Genomic DNA, 18,466 nt, shown 5'->3' with positions numbered 1-18,466 from the left:
CTTATATTCATTATACTACATATTTTAAAATTAAAACACTTTTTTGTTAATAATCACATCAGTGATTTACAGTAGCCTTTGATGAACCAAACAGCATAGGAGTCGATTTCCGTGATTGGACTTTCTCGAAGAAGCGTTCAAGGTAAGAGTCAGTGATTCGTGCAGGAACAGTGTCCATCCGTTCAGCCAAGATGTTTTCAATGACCCACATCTTACGAGTCACGAACGCATAGTCTTCGATGACACTTTCAAGCGTTTCTTCGATTGATTTCACCATAACCTCATTATTCTCGTCCTTTGCTTTTTGGCGGAGGGTCTTCACTTGGATCATGTTGTCGTATGCCATTGATCGATCCTTTCTCACCAGTTGTAACAATGCGAGTAGTTCATAAGTGCTCATCAACATCAATTCTTTTGTCGATTTCATGATATTGCTCAAATCAACGATTGGTTTGACAACGTTCTTTTTACGTTCGCTATTCTTCATGACTTCCGACGCTGCCAAATCCATTTGACAAAATTCACAATGTGCGACTGTCTCTTTTACCGTTACTTCCGTTCCACAATACATGCAAGTTTTCATAGTATGTACCTCCTGAATTTTTATATTGTGAGAGTGGTTTCCCACCCTCACCGCCGATTAGTTTGATTGAAATTGACCAAGTGCCTTAACTGCGTTATCAACGAGCCATTGATGGCTCGGTTGCTTCCCGTCAAACGGGAGAATCTTAATGACTGTTCGGTTTGCAGGGACAAACGCTCGGTACTTATCGTCTTTTACTGCGAAGTGTACAACTCCTGAACGTGTACTCACCATCGCATAAACGTCACCATCCAATAACTTAGTGATATGAGCGAATTTTGTTTGTTCATTTGTGTGTTTCATCTTGGTTTGTCTCCTTTTGTTTTCCCTCGGGCGAAATCGCCCCCTGAGGGTGAATTTTTGCCGTTTTGACACGTTCGACGAACAGCCATCGCAAGGGAAACGTCAAGGGTCTCAGCCAGTCTACTTTTTTTCGTAACGGTGTATCTGCGAAAAAAATCGACTGCCCCTTGATGTTGACCGCCGTGACGTGTGCGAGTGACAGGGGAAGAAGCGAAGCCGTTCCTTGCCCTGTCAGAGTCCGTCACGTTCGATAGGATGTATCGTCCGAGGGGAAAAACGGTAAACATTCGTGGTCTTCCGTTCCGACTTGACGGAACGTTCCCTGCTTGCTTTATGCAAGCCCACGGTCTTGACCTTGACCTGACGCTCCGTGAGGACTGTCAAAACGGACAGGAACGTACAGCCCGACACGTCCCTCGGACGTGCAGCCAATGGCCGGTTCATCTCCGATGATCGAGCCAGTGGCGACGGGGTGTCGTTATCGACCGTTTTAAGGACGAGGCGGTAGGGTCTCCAGTCGCTTGGCAGCCGTCCATCGGCTGCCTTAGCGAATGTCCCTATGAGCCAAAACCCGTTCTTATTATGCCTTATTCTTGAAAGTGGGGTGGGGATAAAAATGTGCAAGGTACTATCGTTAACCTTATCGGTCGAGATGTACTGACTTAAACAACGCACGTCTGCGTTTGTTTGAACGGATGTGTGTTCAATGCTTTTATCTTTCGAACGACTCAAGGCGGACGAAAGATTTCCTCTTTCAACCGATTCTCGATGAATCGGTCATTCACTCATTAGGTGAGGGTTCTGTTCAGAAACCTCACCATCCTTGCGTGTTCGGTTTGATAAATCAGGGATGACCGTTTGTTTGGTCATCCCTGCTTCGGTTCTATTAAAAAATATTTTCTGCCGTGATTTCGGTCACTGTCGGCTTCCCTTTGATTCTTTCGATTTCTTTCCGAACGTGTTTGCCGAACGTGAAGCAATGGATTTCGTGAAACTGTTCTGCCCGACACGTCGTGACTCGCGTTTTTTCAAGGAACGGTGACAAGAACTTGATGCTGTCTCCGAAGTCCTTATGTTCACTGACCACCAATACGTTCCCGTACAGCACACGGTCACCATAACTGACACGAACATCGCTATCCTGTGATTTAAAGAGCATTGTCGGCAATTCTTCAAAGTCGTTGTGCGAAACCTTTTCGCTTCTTTCGCTGAAGACACGGATCTGATTCGGTACATAATCAACCGATGATTCGAGACCTTTTCCGTATGGGATGATGACGTAATCTTCTATCTGAACTTCTTCACACGCCTTTTCATTTGCTTTGAAAATCAACTGCATTCCCTGTTCGGCTTTTTCAAGCGTCACGATCTCGGGATGCTCCTTCGAAGAGTGGAACAGCAGGGACAGTTTGTACTTCTTGTAACGTTCTACTCTCTCGACGAACCAATCGAACATGAATGTGTCGTTCGGGTCGTCTGCTTTCGGGTTATCCTTCTTGATTTCAAGTGCATAAGCTTCGGCTACATAATGCGGAATCCCTTCTAAATAGGCGACACAAGCCGTCCATTCCTCGAACGTTCGAACTTCTCCTTTACCGAACTGATTTTCGACGGCGACGAATTTATCATTCGACTCGTCATAGCTTAGGAATTTCCCAAATGGCAAGCCCGTCTTTTCGATTTCTCTCACTTCTTTCATTGAGACAACTTGTAAATCTGTGAATAGCAACATATGTAGTTCCTCCTGTTTTCCCTCGGGCGAAATCGCCCCCTGAGGGTGAATTTTTGCCGTTTTGACACGTCTGACGAGACACCCGTTGCAAGTGCAGCGTCAAGGGTCTCAGCCAGTCTACTTTTTTCGTTCAGGGTCTTCGGACGAAAAAATCGACTGCCCCTTGACGGGAACGCCGTGTCGAGTGCGAGTGACAGGGGAAGAAGCGAAGCCGATCCTTGCCCTGTCAGAGTCCGTCACGGTCAATGAGGTGTATCGTCCGAGGGGAAAAACGGTAAACATTCGTGGTCTTCCGTTCCGACTGGGCGGAACGTTCCCTGCTTGCTTTATGCAAGCCCACGGTCTTGCCATTGGTCTTGGTCTTACGCTCCGTGAGGACTGTCAAAACGGACAGGAACGTACAGCCCGACACGTCCCTCGGACGTGCAGCCAATGGCCTGTTCATCTCGGATGATCGAGCCAGTGGCGACGGGGTGTCGTTATCGACCGTTTTAAGGACGAGGCGGTAGGGTCTCCAGTCGCTTGGCAGCCGATTTATCGGATGCCTTAGCGAATGACCCTATGAGCCAAAAAAGGTTTTTTAGAACGATTTCCTGGTATCACAACCTCAAAATTGCTCGAACGTGCTCGAACCAAATTCAATTAACTTATCCAGACCTAGTTTGTATGATAGAGACAGAAACGTTTCGAATACAGATTTGAAAGGAGTTGTTGTTTTTTGGAAAAATGGATGCTTGGTATCGTATTGGCAGACTTGATGGTGAACATCATCGGTCTCTTCGTCTAATTAATTGAGCACAGAGAACAGACAGTCGTCGGTTCGTTTTCTTCTCTTTCAATCGGTATCGCAGAGCGATACCGGTTCTCTTTTTTTTCGTTTCCTCATAGGATAACGAAAAAAATCCTCTTTAACCCGATTCTCGATGAATCGGGGGTCAATCAGGGCGAGTGTTCATCACTCGCCTTCCATTCGTGAGCGATTCGACTTTTTCAGGAGGATCGAGGACAAAAGAAAAAGAGTGGTTACCCACTCTCCTTTGCTTAACAATATCCTTGCTGTTTCAAACTGATGTAATTCCCTTTCTCGTATCCCACGATTACATGGTCGAGTAACGGGATGCCGATTATCTCCCCGACCTCTTTCATTCGGGCGGTCACCGCAATATCATCGGGAGAAGGCTCGCATATGTTAGACGGGTGTTGATGGACTAAAGCAAATGAAGCACAGTTGTTTATGATAAGTCCCTTCATGACCTCTCTAGGATGAACGAGGCTTGATGAAAGCGTACCGACACTGACTTTTTCAATGCCGATGATTCGGCTTTTGGTGTTCAAGAGGACGGCGAGTAGCACTTCTCTATCAAGGTCACCGATTAAAGGTTGTGCAAATTTTGCTATATCATATGGCGAACGGATGTATTCAACCTCACTCTCGTTTTCAGTTTGGACGATAACTTGTCTGATGGTTTGAATCTCACGAATCATCTTCCGTCCTCTCACTGGAGTTTTCTTCTGTTCTTTCAATTCGTCAAATCCTAACGGGTCACTTTCTTTATAACCTATTCCCGTATGCTCGATGACCTCAATCCATGCCATTCCTTCAAACTCGTCAAACGTGACACCACCTAGATATGAGTCGTAATCGTCATATGCTTCAAGTAAGATGGATTTTTTCCCTCGTTGTGTACGGTTTTCATCATAAACCGTACAATACCACGAATCCGTTCTCACCCGATATTCTTGTCTTTCGATTTTTGTAGGCGTTTTTGCTTTTGTCATATGTAGTTCCTCCTGTTTTTCCCCTCGGGCGAAATCGCCCCCTGAGGGTGAATTTTTGCCGTTTTGACACGTTCGACGAACAGCCATCGCAAGGGAAACGTCAAGGGTCTCAGCCAGTCTACTTTTTTTCGTTCAAAAGGGTTTTATGGACGAAAAAATCGACTGCCCCTTGATGTTGACCGCCGTGACGTGTGCGAGTGACAGGGGAAGAAGCGAAGCCGATCCTTGCCCTGTCAGAGTCCGTCACGGTCGATAGGGTGTATCGTCCGAGGGGAAAAACGGAAAAATGGAACTTCGTTCCGACTCGGCGGAACGTTCCCTGCTTGCCTTGGCAAGCCTACGGTCTTGACCTTGACCTGACGCTCCGAGCGTCCCGTCAAATCGTGCAGGAACGTACAGCCCGACACGTCCCTCGGACGTGCAGCCAATGGCCGGTTCATCTCCGATGATCTCGCTATTGGCGACGGGGTGTCGTTATCGCTCGATTTAGGGGCGTTGCGGTGGGTTGTGGGGGCTTGGGTGGTCGATGCCCTTCCGAACACCTTAGCCCCCGCCCCATGAGCCATAAACAGGTTTATTTAATCAGTTTTGGAAGACCTGACAACAAATACTCGCATTGTAACAAAAAAAGACGCCCTCTTAGAGAGAGGACGTCGGTGGCTTACATGAAAAAAATCGGTTTGGATGAATTGATTGGTGGTAAATTCACCCTTCTGATTAAGCAATTTGTCAAAACGGCAATAATCAGAGGAATCCTAAGAAGGAAATCTTGTATTTAATTATAGCATTGACGTTTGTGTACTACAATGTTCCTTCCGTTTTTTTATTGCTTCTAAGCAAGAAAAAAACTTCCTTCTTTCAACCGATTCTCGATGAATCGGTCAAATTAAATCATCAAAATGTGGTCATGAAATGAACACATTCCTCCATGCGTAGGGTCGAGGTCACGATCCACACGAGAAAAGGCACACGTTGGTGTGCCTTTCTCTCAATTCGCTTCGCTTTTTCTATGCCCCTCTTCGATGCTCTCATAGATTTCTAACGCCCGTGATGCTCGGATGCTCCCGACGATTTCACCGTCAATCACTTCATAGAGTCGAACGAAATTTGCCGTCTTCATGTAATACTCGAAATGGGATTTCTCGTCGTCTGTTCCTAAACAATAAAACTGGACTCCCGATTTCCTCGTCATGAGGATACCGTCGAATCGCTCGTTCATCAACATCTTCGGAACGTCATAGAGATAAAAATCGACACGATGCTTTATAACGTCCTCAATGATGATTGGATAAATGGATGGGAACATGCGATTCACGGTGTTCGTTATTTCTCGTTCGAGCCGTTCCCGTTTCCGTTCCATTTTTTCGACTTCCTCTTCGGTCTCGATTTGAAGGACACTCTCTTTAAAGAGTATTTCACGGTACGTTTTAATTTTTCGCAAAAGGCGTAACTTTCTTTTTTCGTCTAGGTTCATGATTATCTCGTCTCCTTAGTTATCCGTTCCCGTCCGTTGAGGGACGGGTCGGATAAGATTTGATTGTTAGTTAGATGGGGTGATAAGGAACACGTTGCGCGACTCTCTCGTGTTTTCGTTTGTTAGAATCGGGCTGTTCAGACGGTCAATCAATTCACGCATGGCTTGGTCATGTAATCCTAGCGTTTCCCCTTCCCCGTCGTGTGATACGATGACGAGTACACCGTATAGAATCACGTCTTGCCGATAGTCAATACGTGAACGACGCTCCCTCATGTCAATCAAACTAGGTAGCATTTCAGCAAGCTTGGGACGGAAAAGAAACTCGTCATCATGGTAAATGTCGATGTACTTCATGTCTTTCGGGCAGTAGCACGAGAAGGCATTTTTAATGTTTCCCGTGATTATTTCATACGACTCGTCCGATTCGTATGAGACGATTTGGGCTTTTCCATCTTCGGAAATGACAACGGCATACGATGCTTGACGATACGCTTTCAAGTTGTCCTCCGTGTCCTGTCCGTTTTGGGGGTCAAACTCATTGAGGTAGTTCGGACTCAAGCCCCCGTGTAGATATGCGACGCAACATGGGAACGTCTCGAATCGTTCATAAGACACTAACCCGTTATCATGTTTCTTGAATGCGACGAAACTGTTGTCGTCAGCCGTGACGAAATGTTTCGTTCCGTCGTCAATCAGGGTCACGTTTACCATAGCGTGTTGCCCTGCAATGAGTTGGATGTTGAGTGGTGTTTGAATGGTCTTGTTCATTATGTAGTTCCTCCTGTTTTTCCCTCGGGCGAAATCGCCCCCTGAGGGTGAATTTTTGCCGTTTTGACACGTTCGACGAACAGCCATCGCAAGGGAAACGTCAAGGGTCTCAGCCAGTCTACTTTTTTTCGTTCAGGAGGGTTTTATGGACGAAAAAAATCGACTGCCCCTTGATGTTGACCGCCGTGACGTGTGCGAGTGACAGGGGAAGAAGCGAAGCCGATCCTTGCCCTGTCAGAGTCCGTCACGTTCGATAGGATGTATCGTCCGAGGGGAAAAACGGTAAACATTCGTGGTCTTCCGTTCCGACTTGGCGGAACGTTCCCTGCTTGCCTGAGCAAGCCTACGGTCTTGACCTTGACCTGACGCTCCGAGCGTCCCGTCAAATCGTGCAGGAACGTACAGCCCGACACGTCCCTCGGACGTGCAGCCAATGGCCGGTTCATCTCCGATGATCTCGCTATTGGCGACGGGGTGTCGTTATCGCTCGATTTAGGGGCGTTGCGGTGGGTTGTGGGGGCTTGGGTGGTCGATGCCCTTCCGAACACCTTAGCCCCCGCCCCATGAGCCATAAACAGGGTTTCAATGCTCGAATATGACAACACAACACTATAAAAAAGACGGACTCATTTTCGCTCATTTTTACGTTTTCAACACTAATAAAATTCATTATTTTTTAATGAAACTTTTTGGTTAATCCATTTCCGATTCAAATACACCACCGAAAACTATTGGATCAACTATGCCTTTGAATCCCTGTCTTTCATCGGTATCGCAAAGCGATGGCGTTTTCTTTTTTCGTTTCCTCATAGGACAACGAAAAAATTCCTCTTTAACCCGATTCTCGATGAATCGGGGGTCAATCAGGGCGAGTGTCGATCACTCGCCCACCATTCGAAAAAAATACAGAGTGGACGTCCACTCTGTTACGCTTCTCTTTCCAATGTGAAATAGTCAATTTCACTCTCAATCGCCTTTCGACTATGGGTGATGATAGAGACTGTGACTTTATCTTCAAACTCCTGTAACGCACAGAAATCTTGAGCCAATCCTTGAAAGGCTTCAAACGCTTCCCCTACAATCTCAATCCATGACAGTTGGGCAGAGAACGAGCGATATACATCGACTCGAAACTCTTCCCACTGTACCTGATAGTGCTGTTCAAAGATTTTCATTATATTTCCGTCCCTTTCGGTGTCGTGGTGACTTTGACTTTGAATTCCTCCTGAAACTTCTCCCAAAAAGTTCCGTCGCAATGAAGGTCATACCCTCTCTCCTGCCATGATTCAATACCTTCTTCGCTATACATGTCGTCCTCATATGTCTCGGAATGGACGTACATGATGAACTCGTCGTCATGTACGTTTTCTTGCAAAACGGGCGTCCATTTATGCTTGTCCCATGACATTTGTTCAAGGACTTCTCTGACGTCGCACTCGTGCTCACATACCTCGGTTTCGTTGGTATCGAGAAAATGGACGATAAATGTGTACTCTTCGATTTCGAATGGCAATTGATGACTCATAGTGAATCACTCCTATGTAGATGATTTTCGGAACGCCCTTCATCGACCGTCCCGATTGACTCAACCAAAACGAGCGTCATGACGGACGACAAGAGTGAACGAAGTGAAAACGTAAAAAAAGCGACAGAGTGACGAGGGAAGGTGTCGGTTGAGAGGGAATGGCACAACGCCGTGTGCCACCCAACCAACCGACACCAATCGAGGAACGTCTTTTTTTACTGGCTCTTGTCGGAAGGAATAGCGAGTTACAGTTGAGGAAATCGGGACGGTCTTTCACGTTTTGAGAGGATCAATTGATTGATCCGTCCAAAACAAAAAGGTGATCCCATAAAGGATCACCTTTTGATTGGTGTTTAATCGTCACATTCCATGCAGTATGCACCATTCGTTTGACCGAACTTGTAGTGATGCCCGCAACGAGTACACACCTCATAGCTACTCACACATGACTTACATAAGTAGTTCCCATTTATGGTTTGAGGGTTGTGGTTGAACGTCGATACTCGGTTTGTGCAGTTCTCGCATTTTTCGAAATGGTCTGTATTTCTAGCCAATCTCTTCACCCCCTTTCTAGGTGGCTGCTGTCAATTCGTCGATTTTTTTGACGACGATTGGATTAAACTCTTTCGCCCATTCATATAACTCTTCGAGAACCACATGGGAGGGCTTCACACCGTTATAAACAGAAGTGACGGTCGTCACCTCGGGATGTTGTTTATAACCACTACTGATGACGTGAGCCGTCTCAGCGTTCATTTTGATTGTGGTCTCGACCAATCCATCAAGTTCATTTCGAATCTTGTTTTCCGGCATTTTCTTTTGGTCTCCTGTTCTGCGAGTAGAGGATGTTGAAGATTTCTTTTTGTTTCGAGTCGTTGATGAAACGATTGTCTTTTTTTGCGATTTCATGCAGAATGCTCTTGCCCTTATAACCTTGCTCCATTACAAGAGTCTCCTCCTATCTTCATAGTGAGGTGGATTGTTTTTTTATGAGAGAGTGCTGCCACTCTCACCACCCTCCATTCACCTTTCATTTCTTCGGCTTCCATGAAAGAAGCAGGGACGACGACGTTCTCGGCTCGCAACTCTCCATCTATGATGGTGAAGTTCGTCCCACTCACGCAAGACTGGACTCGTTCCCCATGTCTCATATATCGAATTGCCGTCTTGAAATCCACCATCATCCCTACTTTCTTATCGTTCTATGCTTAGTAAAGACCGATTTGATTTAGGTTGCTTTTCGGTCGTAGAAGTTTTTTCATTTATGTCTTGATTTACTGTCAAACCAGTTCGACTTGCATCTTTGTAAAACTGTGAACGAAACTCTTGTTCATCTTTTGAATAGCTTCCTGAAAGTAACTTAGACTTCATTTCTTTGTAAGAGTTTGATTTCAAATCATGACCGAGAGCCTTAAGATTGAATTCAATTTCATCTACATGACGCTCACGATACTCTGAAATTCCATCTCTTAACTCTTCGTGATAATCACCGAGAGCAAACTCTAAATTCTCTACTGGATTCTCAGGTGTAGTTACACCTTCCATTTCTTTTTGTAGTTTCGTTCGATTATCTAATTGCTTTAGGTCAATGCTTTCAGTATTGCGACCGTTTTTTTCATCGTATTCTCGTTGTTGTCGTGCAATCTCATTTCGTTTTCGTATCTCGATTTGTTTTCGCTTTTGTTCTTCAAGTGCCTGACGATCTCGTTCAATGTCTTCCTGACTCTTTTCAAACGGCTCATGCCGAAGCAATCCCGTCAATTCTTGTCGAACTTGAGCAGAAAATTTATCGGATTCCTCAAAAACATTGTACATGTCGTTTTCGGCTCTATGAATCATCATTTGAACTCCATGTTGTTCAATCGGGAAACGATGTTTTTCAAATGTCTCTTCGAGTGTTATAAGGTCTTGATTGATTTCAGTTCGTAGTTTGAATGCAGATAAAGCTTGAGATTGAAACTCCTTATTCTTCATGTACTCATTTACTACATCCATATTTCCGGCACTGTATATCGTCAAGTCGTGTTTAATTTCAGAAGCAAGTGTATTTGTTTTTTCTTTAATACCGTATTCAAGTGTATTTAAGAAGTTTGTTCGCATCGACATATACTCATAGGCAATTCTAGGGTCATCTTCTAAAGTTTTGTGAACTTTTTCAAGATGATGATCTGCATAAGATGCCTTTAATGAAATTTGATGGAGATGTTCTGTAATCTCTTGGATTGCTTTCTCTTCAATTGGGCTTTTCATATAATTTCACATCCATTCTTTTTTTAAAAGTCTGACAGTAGGTAAACCTACTGTCAGAACGGTACATCTTTTTTGTTATGGAACGTGTTCTCGTATTCATCTTGAGCCAACGCATCGGCTTGCTCGTTGAATGTGATGGTACGGCAGTATGCTTTGAGATGACGAGCCATCTCATTCATACGACCATCTGCCTTGAATCGGTCTGTGCTTCCTTTCCCTGTGTAGATGAAGTAGTTTGTCGAGAGCGACATTTCAGAAGGCGTCTCTTCGTCTTTCTTCTTCAACTCTTCTTTGAAAATCGGCAACCAGTTTTTGAAGTCAGGGACTGAAATTTGATTCTCGACTGCCACGCGAGCCGTTGTGAGCATCATCGGGAAGTGAACTTTCTTCATTAAGACCTTTTCCTTCTCGTCGAACACACGGTCAAGGTATTGGATGGCTTCCTCGATTTTTAGGAATAGTTCGAATTTGTTCTCTTCGTCTTCTTTGAAAGTGAGTGAGTAATCAGCGATGACTCGTTCACTGACATTTTTATAGTCATAATCGTCAAGCATCATCATCGCTTGCAGAATGGCACTGATATGTTTTTCACCGTTGACTTGTGCTTTGGAGAATGCGGCGAACTCTGTGATGACACGATGTTCACTCATTTCTTGCAATCGTTTAGCCCATTCGACGCCCATCTTGGCTTTAGCTTGTTGTTGCTTGGTAAGTTGTGTGCCGTTGTTCATTCGGAAGAACAAGTCCTCAATTTCTTCATCAGTAACAAACTCACCTTTGATTGTGTAGAGCGTTAATGTTTTTGAAACGATTGCATCTTGGACTTCTTCATCCAAGTCTCCAAAGAATTTACCTGCGATTTCAAACTTAGTACCTTCGATGTAAATTTCGTCGAGCGATTCGATAGTCGCATAATCACCATTGATATAGTCAAGTAAAGTGGTAAGACGTTGCTTCCCATCGAGCACATAACGCACAGGGATAATCTCGTCAGTTTCTTCGTGACGTTCGTTATAGACGACCGTGTAAATCGGAGGGATCGGGAAATTCGAAGCTACCGAATGCACCAAGTAGGATTGTTGTTCTCGATTCCATTGACCCCCTGCCCGTTGAATCGGATAGTCATAACGAAGTTTTCCGTTTTCTGTCATCTTTCCGAGTTGCTTTACTGCCCAACCATTGTTTGAAATTTCAATCATGTGAATCTCTCCTTTGAATTTGAAGTGGGTATGTACAAATCATTTCCGTCACAACGAGTAAGTTCGACACCGTTCCCCGAACTACCTTACAATGTAATTGTACCATAAAAGAAATAAAATGTACACAAATAAATGATATAAATACATTAAAAAATGTAATAAATTCATTTATTTAAGTCTTTTAGACTTCCCCACCCGACTTAAATTCCTAAAATAAAGAGATTTAACGGACAATCTCACGTTCGATTTCGGTGTTTGTTTTGACTCTTGATTTTTGATTAGCCTTTTCTTGTTCCATCATTTTGGATTCTTGCAAGGCTTTTCGAATTTGGCGACCTGACACGAGACCCGATTTCTCTTTTGCGAAGTTCTCCAGATCGTCGATACTCTTCACGTTCGGATTTCGAAGGACTGCCCAACCGACTTTCGTACTTCCCTCCGTCGAGAATGAAACGGCACGATTCGAATGATGACCGACATAAGCCGACACCTGACTCGCCACGTTCTTTCGAATCTCGACTAGCGTGAACTCTAGTTCACGTTGACGAGAATTATCTTTCATTCCTTTAGTGGTGACCATTTCCTCTTGCAGGGCTTGTGCCATGCTTGCCTTCATCTGAAATTCTTTCGCATCCTGCTTTGTCGTGAAGTCTTTAGAGATGATAGGTGAATCACTTCGTTTCGGTTGGAGCGTTTTCTTTTCCACCTCGGTACTGGCTTTATAGAGGTCTTGTCCTGCGTTCAATTGAACGACATAGACGCCTTCTCTTACCTGCTGTACAGAATAATGCGTGTCGATCCGAGCATAGTTGGTGTAATTCTTGACTTCATCAATCTCTTTCTCGACATTGAGGACAGAAAACTTCCCTTCCTTTCCGATCTCGGTCAACGGTTCGTTCATGTTTCGGTTCGTTCGAACATACCAACTATCGTTCTTTTCGCTGTACTGCAACGTTCCACTGGCGATGATACCGTGTTCCTTATGAATCAGTTGCAAGGTCGTCTTCCCTGCGTTTTCTTGTTCGAACACTTCTTTCTTAAGCCCGACTTCCTCTACGAGATACGTTTTCGTATTTTCGTATGTTTTGTCTTGATCGACAGCAAACTCTTGAATCTTGTCTTGTTGAAGGGCATTGATTTCTTCGATAATTTCATTCGATACATCCTGAATTTCTTTAATGGCAGCACGAATCTTGTCGGGCTGCCCCCCGAACTGAGCAATATATCCGTTCGAAGCATCACCTGTATCGAGTCCATAGTAGTGACTGACCACGAAAGCTACTGACTCCGCCTGAACCTCTTTATGTCCTTTATCAACATCTTTGAATTCAGATTCGAGGTTATGGAGTCTTGCATGGGCATATTCATGAATCAACGTCGTGAACTTATGAGTGTTCGTTACTTCTCCACTCAAGCTATTGATGACGATTTTATGTTCGGACGGAACATAGTACCCGTATGCGTTCCGATCTGACTGTTCTTCGGTGACGGGCAACTTGTTCTCGTTCAAGAACTCTTTGTAGTCCTCATATAACTTCGCCATGTATTCGTCTTCTTGCATGGCGTTCGAGACGATGAATTGTGGTGATACGATCTCCTTGCCGTCGGTTTGACTAATATCAAACACATTGACTGTTCGGAAGCCCGCAATGCCTTTTTTCTCTTCCTTAACAGGCTGGCCGTCCTTGAGGACAGGCTTGCCTGTGGTGTCTTTCTTTTCTTCTTCGAACTTTTTCACAATCGGGGCAAGGATTTTAATTGCCGTCTCCCCTTTACGAACATTCCGTCCTAGCTTCTGCCATTCGTTATAACCCATGACGATGGTGGCGTCGGGGCGTTGCATCCCGATCAACACCATGTTGTTGGCTGAATAGTTTCGGACACGGCTCATGACTTTCAAGATTTCTTTATATTTTTCTGAATCCATCAATTCTTCGATGTTTTCGTTCAAGATTTTAGATGCGTCCTCAACTGTGATTTTCGTTGATAAATTGGTAGCCATTATAACTCCCCCTTTTATTTGGCTTTATAGAGCCGTTCAATTTTTTGGTCTTTGTTTAGATAGAAGCCGATGTATTCATAGTCATCGAGATTTGCGTAATGGTAGACGATTTCTTCATAAGTCAATGTGTTCGTTGGTTTTTCTGTGAACACTTCACCGTCTCCGAAGTATTCTAATAGTGGTTCAAGTACGGGCTGTTTCATGTCGTTTTCTCCTTTTTCTTATCAAATTTGAATGCCATTCGTTTGGTCTTGCCGTTGGCATGTGGTTCTAGGCTCAATCGAGCATCGAACGTTTTCGTTTTGTCTTTGTTGCTAAAACCTTTAATCAGATCAGTCTGTCCTTTTGCGAGAAGCTTCTCGATTTGTTTCTTGCTGATTTTTTTACCGTTTAATTCTTTGTTAATGGATTGCTTACACTGATTAGAGTAATTGGTACATCCATAGAAAGAGCCTTTATCAACGATTAACCCATCTTCGCATGATGGGCATTTTCCAACGGACTCGTTTTCCGCCTGTTTTAGAGCAAATGCTTTCACGTTGCTTCGGGCAATGATTTCAGGTGCTTCTTCTAGCATTTTGAGCACAAACTTGTGAATGTTTCGAATGAAGTTCTCCTGTGTCCCTTCGCCCTTACCGATCTTGCGGAGAAATTCTTCCCATTTGGCGGTCATGGATGGACTGGATAAGAGCGTCCCTTCGACAACCCTGCAAAGAACCTCGCCTTTCGGAGTACAGTACACAAGGTTTTTCTCGACGTTGATATACTCCTTGTTTTTAAGCGTCTCAATGATGTTGGATCGAGTCGCTTCCGTACCGATACCTTCTGTTTCTTTCAAGATGTTTTGGTCATCTTCTTCGAGTTGATTTCCTGCGTTTTTCATCAAGGGGATAAGGTCACCCTCGGTCAAACGCTTCGGAGGGGTCGTTTTCCCGTCTTTAATCACTCCTTTCAACGATAGTTCGTCACCACGTTTCAGACGTGGCAGCCTTTCTTCCTTCTCCGATTTCTTCTCGTCATCTCGGAACAGGACTTTCCACCCTTCCTCAAGTTCGACTTTTCCGTTTGCTGTAAACAGAATGTCTTTCTGTCGGACACTGACCGTCGTTTTTGCATAGACGGCAGTCTCACAAAACATCGCCAAGGTAGTCTTGACTACCTCTATATAAATGTTTCGCTCGTCCTGTGAAAGCGATTCGAGCGTTTGAGAGGATGCTATTTGCTTTGTCGGGATGATTGCATAGTGTTCTTGCACTTTGCTTGAGTCCACATATCGTTTTCTCGGCTCGATGTGCCGTATCGGGGCTTCTACCCTTAGAACACGTTGCATGTCATCGAGTCGGTCTTTCAGATAAGCGAACTCATTTTCCGTGATGAACGGTGTGTCGGTTCGTGGATAGGTCAGCAACTTTTTCTCATAGAGTGACTGGACTAGATCGAGCGTCTTTTGAGGGCTATACTTCCACTTCTTGTTGGCTTTCGTTTGAATGCCTGACATGGTGTACAGTCGGGGCGATTCTTCCTTCGCTTCTTTCGTCGTGATGTTGTCGATTACGACAAGGGTAGGGTTGAGCATCATGTTCCGTTGCAACGTCTCAGACGCTTCGTTTGACGTGTCATATCGGAGTCCTGATTTCATGACGAATGATGTTCCGTTGTGTTCTGCTTCCCCTGCGATTTCATAGAATGGCTGCTGCACAAACTCTTTCATCGCCTTTTCTCGTTCATAAATCATGAACAGGGTTGGGGTTTGTACTCTCCCGACTGAGAAGGTTTCTTGAAATCCGTTCTCTCGGAGTCGGATCGTGTAGAGTTTCGAAAGGTTCATACCAATCAGCCAATCGGAAATTTGTCGTGTCTGTGCTTCCTTATAACTGTTGTAATAATCCCTTCCGTTTTTCAGGTTTTTAAACGCTTCAACAAGAGCGTCCTTTTCCATTGACTTAAACCGTAACCGTTTTAAATTTTTATTCTCTGCGTTCGCCTGTTTCAAGATTGACCAAGCGATATTATCACCTTCTCGGTCAATATCAGTGGCAATAATAACATCTTCGACTTTCTCTAATAGGGACTTGATGACTTCGAACTGTTCTCGTTTCGACTCACTCACCACAAATTTGTAACTGGACGGGGCAATAGGGAGACTCTTTAAAGTCTCCTCACCCCATCCCCCCCACTCGGTTTTGTATTCGCTCGGCTCGGCAAGTGTCACTAGGTGACCGATTCCCCAAGATAGCAACGCACCGTTTGGGAAAATGGGTGACTTCCCGATCTCCATATATCCTTTCTTCCGTTCGAAATTTCCTAATGCTTCTGCATATGCCTGTGCCTGTTTTGGCTTTTCGGCAATGATTAACGGCTTCATAGTTTCACTCCTTCTCACATTGGATAGTCTTCTTCCTCAATACTTCGGTTTGGTCGTTGTTCATTTGAATGAACTTCCTCAGGTTGCATGACGCTGCCGAACCCATCTAACATTCCTGTCATTTCGTCAAGTTCATCAGATTCGTTAGCCATTTCAAAGGCTTCGTGAGATTGCCGAACCGTTTTCACGCTTCGTTTCAAACTCTGCATCATTTCAAAGGCTGTTTTGCTTGATTCATCTTCGTCGATTTCATCGACCGTCTCCAAAACGCTAAATGCGAGGGCTTGTTGAAGGATAACGCTCTTTTCATCGTTTAAAACGTCCTTTACGTCCATTGAGACAGCCGACGACTCATCGACCACCCCTTCACCCTCCGACTCAACCACGCCCTGTTCAGGCTCGCTAGAACCGTTATTTGAATCAACCTTCTCTTCTTGAGAAGAGTAAGTTGATTGACTGTCTTGACGTTGCTTTAAAAGTGCTTTGGCATAACTAGACATTCCACCATTCGAGGTCGAACTGTTAACGATAACATCGGTAGTCGTGACAACCGAAACGTCGTCTGTTGTTTCTTCATCTTCGCTTTCGCCCCCATCGTCCTTAATTACGACTGGTTCAATCAATCGAGGTGCTTCGGTTACGGGTTTAGTCGTATTAGGTTCAAGCCCTAATATCTCAATATACTCGTCACGATGGTTCGGATATACATATGGGTACTTACCATCAACCGGTTCACTCGCCGTAATGAAATCTTTGTAGATGGTACTTTGGAACGCTTTATTAAGTTCTAGCACTCTTCCTGCCATGAAGACGTAACAAGTATCACCTTGCATATTCAGTAGAGTCGATTTTGAGACTAACGGTTTCTTCTGATAATTTTCACTTCGGGAAGCAGAGCCTTGTTTCGGCTGATTATCCATTCCAAGGTAGTACAGGAGGTTCGATCCACCTTGTTTTGATTTGGTCTCGTATTTAACTGTTGTGTCACCTGCCGACGCTTCATAGTATTCGGCTGTTTTTTGGTCTTTTGTTCTAAGGAACAGTGAAGTGTCATGGTTATTGACGATGGTACGTGCAAGCTTCTCAGAATATTTTTCTTCCAACTGCGCGAAATCCTGAACAATCGTCATCAGGCTCAAGCGATACCCTCGGCAAGTTGAAAGAATATTGTCGTAATCATTGAGTTTTCCTAAGTTAGCAAATTCATCAAGGAGACAAATTGTCGGGATAGGTAAGATTGAATCATTTTCGTCGCCAATTTTATAAAGTACAGAGAATAGTTGGTCAAAGAACGTCGCCGTTAGAGATGAAACTGGATTGTCTTTAACAGGTATCTTTACGAAAATGATTGTCTTTTCTTCTTGCATATCTTCAAAATGAAAATCACTACTCTTCGTGAATTCCGAAACGGCTTGCATTGAGAACACGCCCGTTTGTTGAGCGAAGGATGACATGACCGAAGCCCTCGTATTTCCCCCAAGTGAACTTGCATCTGCTAGGAACTGATAAGCGACGTGGTTCTCACCAATGCGCTCAATGATTTTGAATAAGCGATCTGGGCCCTCGTCAGCATCTGAGATGTGATTGAAGATTCTTTTGACGTCTTGCATACTCGCCTTTTCATTAATCGCTTTTGCATACAAAATTAATCCCACCAATAAATCTCGTGCTGTATTAAAGAAGAAATCCTCTTTTCCATCCTTGCTAGAGTTACGAGAGATACTGTCTGCCACTTTCTTAGCATCCATATCAGTTTTGACATAATCGAGAGGGTTATACTTACTCCCTACTAAATTGAAGAAGTCCACCTGATGAACGACGTAACCCTGATCCCTTTTAATTTCGCCTAGTAATTTGTACAACTCACCTTTCGGGTCAGTGACGATCATCGAACTCGTATAGTTGTTAATTAGGTTAGGTATGACGAATGCCTGTCCTTTCGATGATCCTGATGACCCGACCACTAACACGTTTCGGTTATCAAGTTTTGACTGTGGATGCAAGACAACAAGTTCATCATCTTCACGTCCTAAAATGATTCCTTCGGGGATCTTCAATGTTTCCCAGAAGTTTTCAGACCACCGTGTTACGGATTTTTCTTTTTTTAACAAGTTAGCTTTACGATCGACGGGTACAAATTTGTTCTCTTTCAATTCTTCCAAATCTGAAAAGACTGCATCTCCAAACACGCCATGATTCGAAGCGTCCGAGTATGTTTCATTCGTTTTACGATTGAAAGCTTTAAAGAGCATTGCAAAAATTAACGGGGAAGCATAAATCCCATATTGAATCGTAGTCTCTTGCGAGAGCAACCAATCATATTTCAATTGATAGTCGATTAGAGAATCAAGTAATTCAATACCGTTGGTGAATGTATGGAATACCGATACTCCCAAGTAGCCAATTGAGCCTGCCATAACCGTCCCTACGAAAAGAGACTTGATGAATGAAGGTTGGCTACTGTCTTTCTTCTTTTTCGCCAT

General features: G+C 44.2%; 16 protein-coding genes. 1 reads left to right on the top strand and 15 read right to left on the bottom strand.

Translation table 11 applies throughout. The features are described from left to right. Positions 1–58 precede the first annotated feature (58 nt). From EVJ32_RS10805 to EVJ32_RS10795, 3 genes are all read right to left on the bottom strand, one after another. Positions 59–583 carry a hypothetical protein gene (locus EVJ32_RS10805; RefSeq protein ID WP_131458339.1) on the bottom strand — a complete coding sequence of 175 codons (525 nt, stop codon included), beginning with the start codon at positions 581–583 and terminating at the stop codon, positions 59–61. 57 nt (positions 584–640) lie between these two features. Then, entirely contained in the window at positions 641–886 is a 246-nt protein-coding gene (locus EVJ32_RS10800; RefSeq protein ID WP_131458336.1) for a hypothetical protein, read from the bottom strand. 886 nt (positions 887–1,772) lie between these two features. Beyond that, positions 1,773–2,618: a hypothetical protein gene (locus EVJ32_RS10795; RefSeq protein WP_131458334.1), complete on the bottom strand. Its 846-nt coding sequence runs from the start codon at positions 2,616–2,618 to the stop codon at positions 1,773–1,775. A gap of 184 nt (positions 2,619–2,802) precedes the next feature. Here EVJ32_RS10795 and EVJ32_RS10790 point away from each other — a divergent pair, with 184 nt between their 5' ends. After that, positions 2,803–3,072 carry a hypothetical protein gene (locus EVJ32_RS10790; RefSeq protein WP_131458332.1) on the top strand — a complete coding sequence of 90 codons (270 nt, stop codon included), beginning with the start codon at positions 2,803–2,805 and terminating at the stop codon, positions 3,070–3,072. A gap of 587 nt (positions 3,073–3,659) precedes the next feature. Here EVJ32_RS10790 and EVJ32_RS16410 read toward each other — a convergent pair. From EVJ32_RS16410 to EVJ32_RS10730, 12 genes are all read right to left on the bottom strand, one after another. Beyond that, on the bottom strand, positions 3,660–4,397 hold the full coding sequence (locus EVJ32_RS16410) for a JAB domain-containing protein (RefSeq protein WP_236639508.1): 738 nt from the start codon (positions 4,395–4,397) through the stop codon (positions 3,660–3,662). Positions 4,398–5,385: 988 nt separating this feature from the next. Further along, the gene (locus EVJ32_RS10780) at positions 5,386–5,838 is read right to left on the bottom strand and encodes a hypothetical protein (protein ID WP_131458330.1); all 453 of its coding nucleotides are present in this window, start codon (positions 5,836–5,838) and stop codon (positions 5,386–5,388) included. 99 nt (positions 5,839–5,937) lie between these two features. Beyond that, positions 5,938–6,642, bottom strand: coding sequence for a hypothetical protein (locus tag EVJ32_RS10775; RefSeq protein ID WP_131458328.1), 705 nt, complete (start codon positions 6,640–6,642; stop codon positions 5,938–5,940). 926 nt (positions 6,643–7,568) lie between these two features. Beyond that, positions 7,569–7,817 (bottom strand): hypothetical protein, encoded by a 249-nt coding sequence (locus tag EVJ32_RS10770; protein ID WP_131458327.1) that lies wholly within the window; start codon positions 7,815–7,817, stop codon positions 7,569–7,571. Beyond that, a complete protein-coding gene (locus EVJ32_RS10765; protein WP_131458325.1) occupies positions 7,817–8,167 on the bottom strand; it encodes a hypothetical protein in 351 nt (116 codons plus the stop codon). The genes EVJ32_RS10770 and EVJ32_RS10765 overlap by 1 nt, the downstream gene beginning before the upstream one ends. A gap of 570 nt (positions 8,168–8,737) precedes the next feature. After that, positions 8,738–8,980 (bottom strand): hypothetical protein, encoded by a 243-nt coding sequence (locus EVJ32_RS10760; protein ID WP_131458323.1) that lies wholly within the window; start codon positions 8,978–8,980, stop codon positions 8,738–8,740. A 381-nt stretch (positions 8,981–9,361) separates the two neighbouring features. Beyond that, complete coding sequence (locus tag EVJ32_RS10755; RefSeq protein ID WP_131458321.1) at positions 9,362–10,417, bottom strand: hypothetical protein; 1,056 nt, start codon at positions 10,415–10,417, stop codon at positions 9,362–9,364. A 53-nt stretch (positions 10,418–10,470) separates the two neighbouring features. Beyond that, positions 10,471–11,616, bottom strand: coding sequence for a DUF262 domain-containing protein (locus tag EVJ32_RS10750; RefSeq protein ID WP_131458319.1), 1,146 nt, complete (start codon positions 11,614–11,616; stop codon positions 10,471–10,473). A 223-nt stretch (positions 11,617–11,839) separates the two neighbouring features. Next, entirely contained in the window at positions 11,840–13,618 is a 1,779-nt protein-coding gene (locus tag EVJ32_RS10745) for an ArdC family protein (RefSeq protein WP_131458317.1), read from the bottom strand. Between the two features lie 14 nt (positions 13,619–13,632). Then, positions 13,633–13,821, bottom strand: coding sequence for a hypothetical protein (locus EVJ32_RS10740; RefSeq protein ID WP_131458315.1), 189 nt, complete (start codon positions 13,819–13,821; stop codon positions 13,633–13,635). Beyond that, complete coding sequence (locus EVJ32_RS10735) at positions 13,818–15,983, bottom strand: type IA DNA topoisomerase (protein WP_131458313.1); 2,166 nt, start codon at positions 15,981–15,983, stop codon at positions 13,818–13,820. The genes EVJ32_RS10740 and EVJ32_RS10735 overlap by 4 nt, the downstream gene beginning before the upstream one ends. Positions 15,984–15,997: 14 nt before the next feature. Continuing rightward, positions 15,998–18,466 carry a VirD4-like conjugal transfer protein, CD1115 family gene (locus EVJ32_RS10730; protein WP_131458311.1) on the bottom strand — a complete coding sequence of 823 codons (2,469 nt, stop codon included), beginning with the start codon at positions 18,464–18,466 and terminating at the stop codon, positions 15,998–16,000.

The organism is Exiguobacterium sp. SH5S4 (assembly GCF_004337045.1).
In the GTDB taxonomy this organism is placed as follows: domain Bacteria; phylum Bacillota; class Bacilli; order Exiguobacteriales; family Exiguobacteriaceae; genus Exiguobacterium; species Exiguobacterium aurantiacum_A.
Note: the sequence above shows the minus strand (reverse complement) of the source record. Positions and strands in the feature narration are given on the sequence as shown.